We start from the raw sequence: 12900 nt of genomic DNA, 5'->3' as shown, positions 1-12900 counted from the left end.
GCGTGCTCGACCTGGCGACCGCCGATCCGGACGCGCCGGCCCTCACCGACGACCTCGGTGGGAGCCGGACCCGCGCCGAGCTGGTCGACCGGGCCACCCGACTCGGCCATGTCCTCCGCGACCATTTCGGCGTCGTCCCCGGCGAGCACGTCGCCCTGCTCACCGACAATCGTGTCGAGGTGTTCGAGGTGTACCTGGCCGCGGTGCTGAGCGGTGTCTGGTTCGTGCCCGTCAACGGGCTCCTCGCGCCCCACGAGGTGGACTATGTCGTGCGCGACGCCGACGCGCGGGTCGTGCTCACGGAATCCGAGCTCCGTCACCTCGTGCCCGACGGACACCGAGTGGTCGAGCTCGGCACCGAGCTCGATGCCCTCGTCGCCGCGGCCGCCGCCGATCCGTTCCCGCTCGACGGCGTCCCGGGGTCGCGCTTCAGCTACACCTCGGGCACCACCGGCCACCCGAAGGGCGTGAAGCGAGCCGTGCCCGGCACGGTGGCCGAGATGCTGGCGCTGCAACAACGCCTCGGCAGACAGGTGGGGTTCGACGGTGATGGCACGCAACTCGTCACCGGGCCCGCCTACCACGCCGCCGTGGGCGGCTACGGCTTCTTCGACCTGTGCAACGGCGCCCACCTCCACCTCATGCGCCGCTTCGATGCCGCTCGGACACTCGACCTGATCGAGCAACTCGACGTGCGCCGCACCCATCTCGTCCCCACGATGATGGTCCGCATGCTCCGGCTGCCCGAGGAACGCCGTCGGGCCTTCGACCCGAGCGGATTGGTGACGGTCCTCCACGGGGCCGCGCCGATCTCGCGTGCGGTCAAGGAGTCGATGATCGAGTGGTTCGGGCCGATCATCGACGAGTACTGGGGCACCTCGGAAGCCGGTGTGTTCACCCGCGTCGACAGCCACGAGTGGCGCCGGCATCCGGGCACCGTCGGCCGTTCGGTCACGGGGTTCGAGGTGTTCGCGGTCGACGACGACGGCCGACGACTGCCCGCCGGTGAGATCGGCACCCTCTATTGCCACACGCCCGGCCAGGACCGGCCCTTCGAGTACTGGAACGCACCCGAGAAGACCGAGGCCGCCTACCTCGCCCCCGGGGTGTTCTCGTTGGGCGACATGGGCCGGGTCGACGACGACGGCTGGGTGTACCTCGCCGACCGAGCCACCAACATGATCATCAGCGGTGGCGTCAACATCTACCCCACCGAGGTCGAACAGACCCTGAACGACCATCCCGCCGTGGTCGATGTCGCGGTGTTCGGCATCCCCGACGAGGAATGGGGCGAGCAGGTCAAGGCGGCCGTCGAACTCGTCGCCGGGAGTGACGAGTCGACCATCGAGGAGATCCTGGTGTTCGCCCGCGAACGGTTGGGCCGCCACAAGGTGCCCCGCTCGGTCGACGTCCACGAGACACTCCCCCGCCAACCCAACGGGAAGCTCTACGTGCGCGAACTACGCGACCCCTACTGGGTCGGACACGACCGGGCGATCTGACGGACGCGGCGCGAACGCCACCACGATCGCCGCAGTGAGGATCGGGGCCGCGGCACGCGAGATGTCGTAGTAGTTCTGCCAGACCGGCCGAGCGAGCAATACGACGAGCACCGCCGACGCGGCCGCACCCCACGCGAGCGGGTCGAGTTCGCGCGCCGCCACCCTGACGACGACGGCGATGGCGATGGCGATCAGCACGGGCAGCACGACATCGAGGGTGCCGAGCCCGCCGAACGCCCAGCGATCAGCGGCGTCGAGGAAGCCCCGGAACGGTGGCCCCAATTCGATCACTTCGTCGCTGCCCGAGCCGCCGGGCAGGCGAAGGCGGAGATAACCCGCCCAGGCGATCACCGCGCCCGGGACGAAGAGGAAGCGGAGCGGCATCCGGCCCTCACGTCGCCACTCGGCGAGCGCGACACCGAACGCGAAGAAGACCATCGCTTCGCGAGCAAGAGCTGCGGCCGCGAACCATGCCACGGCGGGCCAGACCCTGCGTCGCTCGATCTGGTCGATCCCGAGCATGGCGGTGGCGAAAGCGATCACCCCTCCGGCACCGATGCCCATGGCGATGACCACGCCGATGTTCGCGGCGAAGGCCAACCCGATCCACGGCGTCGCGCCCCGGCGGGCGGCGACTCGCGCCGTCGCCGCCGTCCCCACCCCTATGGAGACGAGATTGGTCAGCAGCATCGTCCACGGCAACCAGGTGTCGGGCACGAGTCCGCCACCGCTCGACACCATGGGCAGCAGCATGCGTTGCGACCGGTAGAGCGGTCGACCGAGGAGTGTCGCCGGGCCGTCGTCGGGCTCGAGGACCCAGGGGTCGAGGGCCTGGAGGAAGAAGAACCGGCCGTCGTGGCCGTAGCCCGACAACAGCGGGATGTCGCGCCCGAGCACGTCCTCCGCGTGGTCCACGAGCCGTGGCGCCTCGACCCCGAACGCCAGCATCATCGCCGGGTCGTTGTCGTTGCGGACCAGGATCCATCCGCTGACGAGCACCGCCAGCGCGAACGCCACGAGCGCCACCTGCAGCGTGGCCACGCGAGCGCGTGGATCGAGGTCCGATGCCATCGGTCCCCATCGGCATCCCGGCCCCCACATTGACCAGACTCGACTGTCGGGCGGCGGGGGCCGGGACCCGGTCAGTCCACGTGCAACATCTGGCGCGTCCGCTCGAGGGAGTCGACGCACTCCTCGACCATCTCGAAGATGACGTCGGCGCTGCGCTTCACCTTGTTCATGGTGCCCACGATCTGACCGACGGGATTGAAGGCCACCGCCTGGGCCTTGTCCGGATAGCGACCGCTTCGGGTCATCGCCTCGTGCACCGCCATCATCTGGAGGGGCATCCCGAGGGTGTCGGGGGTGTCGGTCCGCTCCCACGCCTCGGTCCAGTCGTTTCGCAACATCCGGCAGGGCTTGCCGGTGTAGGAGCGGCTGCGCACCGTGTCCTTGCTGGTGGCGTCCATGTACGACTGGATCTGGGCCGGCGACGCGGCGGCCTCTTCGACGGCCAGCCACAGCGAACCCGTCCACACACCGGCAGCGCCCATCGACAATGCCGCGGCCATCTGGCGGCCACCGCCGATGCCGCCGGCGGCGAGCACGGGTAGCGGCGAAACCGCATCGATCACCTGCGGCCACAGCACCACCGAACCGATGTCGCCGGTGTGTCCGCCACCCTCGTAGCCCTGGGCGATCACGAAGTCGAGACCGGCCGCCGCATGGCGGCTCGCCTGGGCCGGCGTGCCGCACAGCGCGCCGACCGCTCGGCCGGACGCCTGGATCTGCTGGACCAGGTCGGGCGGCGGCGTGCCGAGGGCGTTGGCCACCATGACGACATTGTCGTGGCGCAGGATCTCCTCGACCTGGGGCACGGCGGTCGCCGCGTTCCAACCCATCAGCCCGGTCCCGCGGGCTTCGTCGGCCGGCAGGTCGGGCACGTCGTGCTCCTCGAGGATCTGGTGCACGAAGTCACGATGACCCTGCGGGATCATGTCCTGGAGTTGACCGGTCAGCTTGTCGAGATCCATCTCACCGGCACCGTCGTATTTCGCGGGCAGCACGATGTCGACGCCGTACGGCTTGTCGCCGATGTGTTCGTCGATCCAGTCGAGCTCGATCTGCAGTTGCTCCACCGAGAAACCGACGGCACCGAGCACGCCCAGACCACCGGCCTTGCTGACGGCCACGACGACATCGCGACAGTGGGTGAATGCGTAGATCGGAAACTCAATCCCGAAACGCTCGGTCAGTTCGTTCTGCATCCCCCGACCGTACGCCCACCCCCACGCCCCCCGCCACCCGTCCCAACGGTGTCAGACACCTGTCCCGTCGGGGTCAGACACCTGTCCCGGCTGGTCCACGGCGGCCGACCGTTCCCGACCCTCAGGTGTGGCGGGCGGCCGGCATCCAGTTGGGGCCGGCGGTGGCATCGATGCGGGCGATGGCTGCGTCGTGATGCGGCTCCATCAGCTCGCAGAACTCGATCGTCCGGGCTTCGCCGAACGCCTGCCACATCTGACCGCAGATCTCGTCGGTGCGCTGCTCGATGTCGGCCCGGAACTCGCGTCCGCGTGCGGTGATCGTGTGGCCGTCGACCAGCCCCTTCTCGGCTAGGCGGGTCCACCCCTTTTCGATGGCTGCGTCGTCGGAACCGCGGCTACGGGCGATCCACTCGGCGTCGTCGTACTCGACCATCGCGTTGTGCAACAGGCCGACCTCGGCCGCATCGAGGTCTGCGGCGGCGCACAACGCCCAGTGGCTGTCACCTCGCCACTCCCGGAGACAGTTGATCGCGAGCCACGCCGACAGAGCGGGCGTGGTGGGGTGACGTTCGGGTCGATCGCGATGTGCTGCGAAGAGCACACGCGCACCGTTGTGGAGACTGTCCACCACCTCCCACGCCGGCTCCGCGAACGGGCCGAGGCCCCCGGCGATCGCCGGCGAGATCTCGTCGAGGCCGGCGATCACCCGGGCGTCGCGCACCAACATGGCGGACTCGGCATCGGTGTGCGCCCGCATGAGGTCCATCGCCATCGCCAGAAACACGCCGTTGATCGAATAGGCCGTCGCCGCGACGGCGTCGTTGCCGCCGCCGGCCAGCGGACCGAATCGAGTGGCCGCGTAGTAGCCGGCGCCATCGGGCACGCCGAGCTCGGCATAGGCCGCGACCGCGGTCGGGTCGAAGAAGATCCACCCGACGAGGTCATGCGATGCCCGCGATGCCCGCTGGGCGAGATTGGCCCAATCGGTCATCTCAGCCCCCTGCGACGGCGGGGAGGACCTTGTCGACGGTGAGTTCGAGCGACTGCCAGGCCGAGTCGATGGGCATGCCGCCGACGAGGGGGTGCAGCGCGAGGGCGCCGGTCTCTCGGATGCGGTCGATGGCCTGCTCCGGCGACAGGAACTGATAGATCCCCTCGGCCCGCAGCTCCTCCACCGTCGTGGCGTGACTGTGCACCGCGGAGGTCTGGTCGGGGGTCTGCCACGAGTCGTAGGTCGACGCCTCGAGCCAGAAGTGCTGCCCCAGTTCGGCCCACGCCTTGTCCGGGTCCTCGACCACGTGGACCATCGCGACCGCCTCGGGCGCGATGCAGAAGCCGCTCGTGCCGTTCTTCTCGCACTCCTCGTAGTAGAGCGCCTCGACCTCCGGGATCGGCGCCGGGAGTTGCAACGGCAACCCGAGTCGAGCCGCACGCTTGGCCGCCGCCGGGCCCGAGCCGCCGATCATCACCATCGGGTGAGGACGGGTGTAGGGCATCGGACCGACCTTGATGGTCTCGCCGTTGATCTCGAACGGCTCGCCCGACCACACCTTGAGCATGATGTCGAGGCTCTCGTCGAGGATCTTTCCCCGTCGCTTCCATTCCTTGCCGAGCGCCGCGTACTCGGCCGGGCGGTAACCGAGCCCGGTGGTGATGGAGAGACGCCCCTTGCTCACCAGGTCGATCACCGCCATCTGCTGGGCGAGCCGCACCGGGTCGTGCAGCGGCACCAGCAACGCGGTGATCGCGACCGAGACATTCTGCGTGCGGTTGAGGATCATCGCCGCGGTCAGCAGCGGGGTGGGACTCCAACCGATCTCGGTGGCCGTGTGCTCCTCCGTGCTCACCATTGCGAAGCCGTTCTTGTCGGCGTACTCCGCGAGGTCGATGCCGGCGCGATAACGATCGCTCATCTGCTCGGGATCAGTGGGATCCGGATGGACGAAGTTGAGTCGCATCATCATGAACGCCACGGCTGGTCTCCTGGTCTTGGCTAGCGAAACGGGTCGGCCACACCGGACCGGGATCCGTGCGAGAACCTAACCGGCATCGTCACGACGCCCGTCATCAACAGATTGCCGGGATAGGCCCGAAACCGTTCCTCGTCGATCTCGTAGTCGGGCATCCGTGCCAGCACATCGGCGATCATCAGCTCGGACTCGATACGGGCGATGCTCGACCCGATGCATCGATGGCCGCCGAGACCGAAGGCCAGATGTTTGTTCTCGGTCCGGTCGAGCTTGACCTCATCGGCATCCTCGAACACCGCGGGATCGTGGTTGGCACTCACCCAGGAGATGAACACGACGTCACCGCGATTGATACGTCGGCCGCCGAGCTCGACGTCACGCGTCGCCGTGCGGGTGAGCGACTCACTCGGGCTGTAATAGCGCAGGAACTCCTCGACCGCCGTTGGGATACTCGACGGATCGTCGATCAGACGGCGACGGTCGTCGGGATGTGTCCCCAGGTGGTGGAGGCCCCAGCCGACCAGCGATGTGGTCGTGTCGAGTCCGCCGGCGACCAGGTTCCACAGGATGCCGGCGACCTCGTCGTCGGTGAGCAACCGCCCGTCGATCTCGGTCACGACGATCGCCGACGTGAGGTCGTCGCCGGGATTCGCCCGCCGGTGACGGGCGACGTCGGCCAGCTCGCCCCACATGTCGCCGACGCGACCGACGGCGGCGCGGAACTCGGGTGCCGACGGTGCGAACGACGACGTGGCATGGAAGAAGTCGGCATAGTGGCGCCAGTTAGTCGACGGCATGCCCATCATCTCGAGCGTCATCACGCCGGGCACGGGGGTGGCGTAGTCGTGGATCAGGTCCGCCTCGCCCGACTCGATGACCTCGTCGAGGAACCAGCTCGACACGTGCGCCATGCGGGCGCGCTGCGCCTCGACTGCCTTGGTGACCATGTGGGGATTCAGTACCCGACGCAGGTCGGCGTGTTCGGGACCGTCGATCTCCGACACGCCCATGCGCGGCGTGCGCGGCGGACGGGGGATGCCACAGATGCCGTGGTAGTCGATCCCGTCGGGGGCATCGGGTTGGTAGCGATGGGCAAACGTCTCGTTGTCGCGGGCAACCGTGGCGACCGACTCGTAGTCGGTGACCATCCAGAAACCGCCATGGTGCTCGTTGAAGACGACCGGGCATTCCGCCCGCAGGGCCGCGTAGTTGGCGTGGCGTTCGGCCACCCATTCGCGGTCCTGATGATCGACGTCGATGGAGTCGGTCACGCGAGCTCTCCGACGGCGGTGAAGAAGTCGAAATCGTCGGCGTGCGACGCCGCGCGCCGATCGACGAAGTGTCGGGCCTGCGGGTGGGTGAGAATCAGGGCACGGTCGTGTTCGATTCCGGCCACCACGACGCGGCCGACCTCCTCCTGCGCCATCGCGTACGGGATCTTGCCCAGCGTCGCGTCGACCTCGACCGCGCCGCCGAACCGCTCGGGTCGGTGGCGCAGCGAGGTCTGCATCAGGTTCGAATCGACGGTGCCCGGGCAGAGACACGACACGCCGATGCCGTCGCTCGCCAGCTCGCCTCGCAGGGCCTCGGTGAAGCCGACGACCGCGAACTTCGACGTGGTGTAGAGCCCGAGGTGGGTCCCCGCCACCTCCTCCGGCTTCGACGCCCACAGGCCTGCCATCGACGCAGTGTTGACGACATGCCCGCCACGGCCGTGCGCACGAATTCGGGGAACGAACACCGCGCAGGCCCGCACGACGGTCATCACGTTGAACTCGAGGACCCACGCCCAGTCGGAGTCGGGAGCATCGAGGATTTCACCGCTGTGGACCACGCCGACGGTGTTCACGAGGATGTCGATCGACCCGTAGCGGGCCTCGGCCATGTCTGCGAGCGCCGCCAACGAGACGAGCTCGGTTGCGTCGACGACGCACGCGACGGCATCGTGGCCCGACGCCGTCAACTCGTCAGCAACCGCCGCTGCCGTATCGAGATCGATGTCGGCGATCACCACCCGCGCGCCCTGGCCGGCGAGCCCCAGCGCGATACCGCGCCCCACGCCGCCACCGCCGCCGATGATGACCGCCGTGGTCTTCTGGTGGATCGTCGTCACGATTGCTTTCTAACATCCGTGTCATGCCTCCTTCCAACGACCCCCTGTCGCGACGTGGCTTCCTGGCCGCGTCGGCAGGTCTCGTCGCCGCAGCGTGTTCCGGCAACGACGAACCGGCAACCGGGACTGGCTCCACGGCCCCGGCTCCCCCCGAGTCGACGACAGTGACGCAGCCGAGCACCACGACGTCCACGACCAGCACGACGTTGCCGGTGCCCGAGTTCGCGAACGATCCGTTCCCATTCGGCGTGGCCTCGGGAGATCCTCTGCCCGACGCCGTGGTGATCTGGACCCGACTCGCCGTCGATCCGATGGCGCCCGGCGCCGGCATCGACCTCGAACAGGTGCCCGTCCGCTGGGAGATCGGCCCGGACGGTGACGTGTCCGTGGCCGATGGCGAGTTCGTGACGAACACGGCTCATGGCCATTCCGTGCACGTCGATGTCACCGGGCTCGAACCGTCGACCGACTACTGGTACCGCTTCCACGTCGGTGACCACACGGTCGCTGGAATGACGCGAACGGCGCCCGCACCGGGCGCGTCGGTGGACTCGGTCCGGCTGGCCGTCGCCTCGTGCATGGCCTGGAAGTCGGGTCGCTTCACGCCGCTCACGCACCTCACGCAGGAAGGAGCCGACGCGGTGATCTTCGTCGGCGACTACATCTACGAACTCGAGAGCGGCACCTTCCGCGACCACGGGCTGCCCGTGCCCTACTCGCTCGACGAGTACCGGTCCTACTACGCAGTCGCGCGGCTCGAGCCCGAACTCGCCGAATGCCACGGGAACGTGCCGTGGATCGTCATGTGGGACGACCACGAGGTCGAGGACAACTACGCGGGCTGGGAGCCCGGGGGCATCGGCAGCCTGCTGGACCCGACCGCGGCGGCGAGTTTCCGCGACCGCCGGATCGCCGCCTATCAAGCCTGGTGGGAGTTCATGCCCGTGCGCACCGGGCCTCCCGTCGACGGCGAACTCACCGTCTACCGCGACTTCGCGTTCGGCGATCTCGTGCACCTCGCACTGGTCGACGATCGGCAGTACCGCTCGCCGATCGTCCAGGGCGAGGGCAACGGCAACCTGCCCCGACCATTCGGCGGTGGACCCCAGCTCGACGGAGCGTTCGACGAGTCGCGCACGATGCTCGGCGTGGAACAGGAGGAGTGGCTCGCAGGGCAGTTCGACAACGACGCGAGGTGGACCATCGTCGCCCAGCAGACGATCATGGCCGAGGTGAACCGGGCGCCCGACGACCCGACAAAGGGATTCTCGATGGATGCCTGGGACGGCTACGTCGCTCCTCGGGAACGGCTGCTCGGTGCAGCTCGAGATGCCGGCGTCGAGAACCTCGTCGTCCTCGGCGGCGACATCCACACGTCGGCGGTGGCCGATCTCCACGTGTCGTATCACGACCCCGACTCGCCGATGGTCGGCACAGAGTTCGTCGCACCGTCGATCACCAGCCTCGAACTGTTGCTGCCCGAGTTCGTCGAGGGGTCACGGCGCAACGAGCACATTCATCTCTACGAGACCGAGCACCGCGGCTATCTCGTCGTCGACATCACCGCCGACGATCTGACGACCCACTTCCGTTGGGTGGACACCACCCAGGCGCCGACCTCGCCGATACGAACTGCGTCGTCATGGCGCGTCACCGCCGGCACGACCGGTGTCGAACGACTCCCCTGACCCGTCCCTGCGGTGTCAGACACCCGTCCCGCCTCGGCCACCGTTCACGCCACGTCGGCAACGACACCGGCCAGCCGTCGGCGCGCATCAGCGACGAGTGCGGCGAAGGTCGGATCTGCACCGACCCGGGCACGAGCCCGCGCTGCGGCACTGCGGAGCCCGCTTCCCGAGCGATACCCGTAGCGCGACGCGAGCGCGGTCGAGGGCCGGTTGGTCGCCTCGTGCGACAGAAGGACGGCGGCAAGTCGTCGATCCGCTCGCAAAGGGCTCGTGCGGACGAGTTGGAGCTCCGCAGCCGAATCGATGCCGAGCGCCCAATCGACGGCATCCGGGGTCACGACCCGCACCGCTGTGCCTGCCTCGATGAAGTCCTCGAGCACGCGGTCGTCATCAACCATCGCGATGAACCGACCGTAGGCGGCTCTCGTGGCGAACGTGCCGAGCAGCTCGTCGACAATGAGCCATTGCGGTCGCGGAGCGGACGCGGCCACGTAGGCCGCGTGGCTGGACCAAGGGTGGCTGAGTCCGAGCCCGACCTCAGCCGGGTTGCGATGGATGTAGCGGAGAACGACGGTCCGCTGCCGTTCATCGAGAATCGGCTTCGACCGGTAGCGGCCACGGAAGAGTGGCCCGTCCAGTCCGTATTTCGCGTTGAAGCGACGCGTGTAGTTCTCCCCGACGTACTTCATCGTCGTTGCGAGGTCGTCCGCCGCCGCCTCGACGAGCAGATGATAGTGATTGTCCATGAGCACGTAGGCGTGCACTCGGGCCATGGAACGGCCCACGCCCCCGCCGACACAGTCAAGGAAGAAGGTGCGGTCATCGTCGTCGCCGAAAATCGGCAGCCGTCGTGCGCCACGGTTCATTACGTGGTGCCAGCCGGTGTCGGATGTCTTTCGCGACGGTCGTCCCATGCCTGGCGAAGCTAGAGACGGGCTGTGACACCAACCTCGCGCCGTCCAGAAAGGGGCAGGGGGACGGGTGTCTGACACCGTCGGGACAGGTGTCTGACACCTTTGGGACGGGTTAGGCGCGGGGGAGGCCGAGGACGCGCTCGGCGATGATGTTGCGTTGGATCTCCGACGACCCGGCGCTGATGGTGGATCCGAAGGTGGTGAGATACGCCTCGAGCGACCCGACCGATCCGTGACGGCCGGTCCCCGAACGCAGCGAGTCCGGGCCGAAGAGCTCTGCCGCCACCTGCGTGAGGTCCTGTCGGATCTCGGTGGAGTACGCCTTCATCAGCGCCTGCTCCGGCGCCGAGCCCGTCTTCACGAATCGGGCGAAACCCCGATAGCCGAGGCAGCGCGCCGCGATCGTGTCGACGTAGAGCCCGGCGATCTCGTCGGCGGCAACCGCTCGCTCCGGGGCCGACAACGCGGCGAGTCGAGCGGGCGCGAGCTCGAGGAGCTCGTGCATCGACGACTCCATCCCCATGACACCCATCAGCCACACCATCGAGCGCTCGTGGGCCAGCGACCCGTTGGCCATGGCCCAACCGTTGTTCATCTCACCGACCAGGTTCGACGCCGGCAGGACCACGTCGTCGAGGAACACCTCGTTGAGGTCGGGGAACTCGGGCGAGACGATCTCGGTCAGGGGACGCACCGTCACCCCCGGCGTGTCCATGGGCATGAGGATGATCGAGATGCCCTTGTGCTTGGGCACGTCGGGGTCGGTGCGACAGAAGAGGAAACAGAAATCGGCGTAGTTCGCGCCGGAGGTCCACACCTTCTGGCCGTTGATCACGAAGTCGTCACCGTCGAGCACGGCACGGGTCTTCAGGTTGGCGAGATCACTCCCGGCGTCGGGTTCACTCATCCCCAGACACGCCGCCGTCTCGCCCCGCAGCAACGGCATCGCGTAGTTCTCGATCTGCTCGGGCGTGCCGAAGTCGAGCAACGACGGCGCAATGATCCCGAGCCCCTGCGGGTTGGTGGTGCGGGGGATCTCGGCCTTGTTGAGTTCCTCGAGGTAGACCAGCGTCTCGATCGGGCCCGCGTTGCGGCCACCGCGCTCCGGCGGCCACCCCGGCACGAGCCATCCGTCGTCGAACATGCGCCGGGTGAACCGGGCCGCCCAGTCGGGCACGTAGGCGCTCGAGACGGCGGGGTCGGCCGCCATCTCCTCGTCGGTCGGACGGTTGACCGCGAGCCAGTCGAGGAACTCCCGTCGGAACTCCTCCACCGAATCGTCGAAGCGGAGCTTCATGCCGCCACCCCCAGTCCGAGCGACGCCGCGAGTTGCGCCCGGTGGAAGCCTCGCGAACCGCACAACGCCTCACCTGACTTCGCCCGTTTCAGCAGGAAGTGGAGATCGTGCTCCCAGGTGAAGCCGATGCCGCCGTGCAGCTGGAGCCCTTCGTGGGCCAACAGCCGTTGGCAGTCCCCGGCCGCAGCCTTGGCGATGTGGGCCGCCTCGATGCGTGCGTCGTCGTCCTCGGCGATGGCCAGCGCTGCGTAGTAGCCCACCGCGTTGGCCCGCTCGACCGCCAGATACATGTCGGCGAAGCGATGCTTCAGCGCCTGGAACGACCCGATGGGCTTGTCGTACTGCACCCGCTCCTTCGCGTACTCGAGCGTGACCTCGAAGATACGACGACACGCCCCGACGGTGTGCAGCGCCATCGCCACGCTTGCGCACTGCGCCACCACGGCCAGGGCCGCGTCCGCGTCGGGACCCGGCGCGATGAGCAGCGTCGCGGTGGCGTCGGCCAGGACGACGTCGGCGAGCTCGAGCCCGGGATCGATCCGGGGACCGACCTCCACGGCGGCCGCGTCGCGCTCGACGAGAAACACCCCCACCCCGTCGGGGGCCCGAGCGGCGACCGCGAAGACCTCGGCCGTCGCCCCCGCCAGCACGGCGTCCTTCGTGCCCGACACGACCCAACCGTCGCCGGCCTGAACGGCAGTGGTGGCCACGGCGTCGACTTCCCACCGGCCGCCCTCGGCGTAGGCGAGTGCGCCCACCCGCTCACCGGCGGCCGCCGCCGCGAGCACGGTCGCGTCGCCCGCCTGTTGGAGCATCGGGATGAACTGGCTGACCATCGCCAGCAGCGGACCGGGAGCCGCTGCCCGCCCGAGCTCCTCGGCCAGCAGTCCGACCTCGACGAAGGAGAGGCCGAGCCCGCCGGCGTCCTCCTCCACGCCCAGCCCCGGCCAGTAGAGCTCGACCATCTGCGACCAGAGCGCGGCGGAGGTCGCCTCGCCCTCGTAGATCGCCCGCACCACCGACAGCGGGCACGATCCTTCGAGGACGGATCGGATGTTGTCCCTCAGTGCGAACTGGTCATCGGAGAGTTCGAGATCCATAATTCCCCTTGCGCGTCTAACAGTGGCGTCACCGTAACCACCGACCACG

Annotated in this window: 11 protein-coding genes; 2 read left to right on the top strand and 9 right to left on the bottom strand. The window is 68.4% G+C overall.

The features are described from left to right. Positions 1–2 precede the first annotated feature (2 nt). Positions 3–1502, top strand: coding sequence for an AMP-binding protein (locus RIB98_13000; GenBank protein ID MEQ8841891.1), 1500 nt, complete (start codon positions 3–5; stop codon positions 1500–1502). Here the strand turns inward: RIB98_13000 and RIB98_12995 are convergent. The 6 genes from RIB98_12995 to RIB98_12970 all read right to left on the bottom strand — a co-directional run bounded on the left by RIB98_12995 (position 1461) and on the right by RIB98_12970 (position 7852). Then, on the bottom strand, positions 1461–2573 hold the full coding sequence (locus RIB98_12995) for a hypothetical protein (GenBank protein MEQ8841890.1): 1113 nt from the start codon (positions 2571–2573) through the stop codon (positions 1461–1463). The two genes, RIB98_13000 and RIB98_12995, sit on opposite strands and share 42 nt — an antisense overlap. Positions 2574–2644: 71 nt before the next feature. Further along, positions 2645–3769: a nitronate monooxygenase family protein gene (locus RIB98_12990; protein MEQ8841889.1), complete on the bottom strand. Its 1125-nt coding sequence runs from the start codon at positions 3767–3769 to the stop codon at positions 2645–2647. Between the two features lie 121 nt (positions 3770–3890). Then, a complete protein-coding gene (locus RIB98_12985) occupies positions 3891–4760 on the bottom strand; it encodes a hypothetical protein (protein ID MEQ8841888.1) in 870 nt (289 codons plus the stop codon). Position 4761: 1 nt separating this feature from the next. Then, complete coding sequence (locus tag RIB98_12980) at positions 4762–5733, bottom strand: LLM class flavin-dependent oxidoreductase (GenBank protein MEQ8841887.1); 972 nt, start codon at positions 5731–5733, stop codon at positions 4762–4764. 29 nt (positions 5734–5762) lie between these two features. Beyond that, a complete protein-coding gene (locus tag RIB98_12975) occupies positions 5763–7010 on the bottom strand; it encodes a cytochrome P450 (GenBank protein ID MEQ8841886.1) in 1248 nt (415 codons plus the stop codon). Then, the gene (locus tag RIB98_12970) at positions 7007–7852 is read right to left on the bottom strand and encodes an SDR family NAD(P)-dependent oxidoreductase (protein ID MEQ8841885.1); all 846 of its coding nucleotides are present in this window, start codon (positions 7850–7852) and stop codon (positions 7007–7009) included. The genes RIB98_12975 and RIB98_12970 overlap by 4 nt, the downstream gene beginning before the upstream one ends. Before the next feature lie 23 nt (positions 7853–7875). On the opposite strand from RIB98_12970, the gene RIB98_12965 reads away from it, so the two are divergent. Then, on the top strand, positions 7876–9540 hold the full coding sequence (locus tag RIB98_12965; GenBank protein ID MEQ8841884.1) for an alkaline phosphatase D family protein: 1665 nt from the start codon (positions 7876–7878) through the stop codon (positions 9538–9540). A gap of 44 nt (positions 9541–9584) precedes the next feature. On the opposite strand, the gene RIB98_12960 is transcribed toward RIB98_12965, so the two are convergent. From RIB98_12960 to RIB98_12950, 3 genes are all read right to left on the bottom strand, one after another. Continuing rightward, positions 9585–10454: a transposase gene (locus RIB98_12960; GenBank protein ID MEQ8841883.1), complete on the bottom strand. Its 870-nt coding sequence runs from the start codon at positions 10452–10454 to the stop codon at positions 9585–9587. Between the two features lie 112 nt (positions 10455–10566). Then, positions 10567–11751: an acyl-CoA dehydrogenase family protein gene (locus RIB98_12955; protein MEQ8841882.1), complete on the bottom strand. Its 1185-nt coding sequence runs from the start codon at positions 11749–11751 to the stop codon at positions 10567–10569. Then, positions 11748–12851, bottom strand: a complete 1104-nt coding sequence (locus tag RIB98_12950) for an acyl-CoA dehydrogenase family protein (protein ID MEQ8841881.1) — start codon at positions 12849–12851, stop codon at positions 11748–11750. Before RIB98_12950 ends, RIB98_12955 begins: the two co-directional genes overlap by 4 nt. Positions 12852–12900: the final 49 nt, after the last annotated feature.

This window comes from Acidimicrobiales bacterium (assembly GCA_040219515.1).
Lineage (GTDB): Bacteria > Actinomycetota > Acidimicrobiia > Acidimicrobiales > Aldehydirespiratoraceae > JAJRXC01.
The sequence above is the reverse complement of the archived record's forward strand: the minus strand, read 5'-3'. Positions and strand labels throughout refer to the sequence as shown.

Bases quoted from the DNA above. Each gene is read 5' to 3' on its own strand.
- RIB98_12965 (MEQ8841884.1), top strand. From the start codon at position 7,876: ATGCCTCCTTCCAACGACCCCCTGTCGCGACGTGGCTTCCTGGCCGCG.
- RIB98_12980 (MEQ8841887.1), bottom strand. From the start codon at position 5,733: ATGATGATGCGACTCAACTTCGTCCATCCGGATCCCACTGATCCCGAG.
- RIB98_12995 (MEQ8841890.1), bottom strand. From the start codon at position 2,573: ATGGCATCGGACCTCGATCCACGCGCTCGCGTGGCCACGCTGCAGGTG.
- RIB98_12990 (MEQ8841889.1), bottom strand. From the start codon at position 3,769: ATGCAGAACGAACTGACCGAGCGTTTCGGGATTGAGTTTCCGATCTAC.
- RIB98_12955 (MEQ8841882.1), bottom strand. From the start codon at position 11,751: ATGAAGCTCCGCTTCGACGATTCGGTGGAGGAGTTCCGACGGGAGTTC.
- RIB98_12985 (MEQ8841888.1), bottom strand. From the start codon at position 4,760: ATGACCGATTGGGCCAATCTCGCCCAGCGGGCATCGCGGGCATCGCAT.
- RIB98_12960 (MEQ8841883.1), bottom strand. From the start codon at position 10,454: ATGGGACGACCGTCGCGAAAGACATCCGACACCGGCTGGCACCACGTA.
- RIB98_12950 (MEQ8841881.1), bottom strand. From the start codon at position 12,851: ATGGATCTCGAACTCTCCGATGACCAGTTCGCACTGAGGGACAACATC.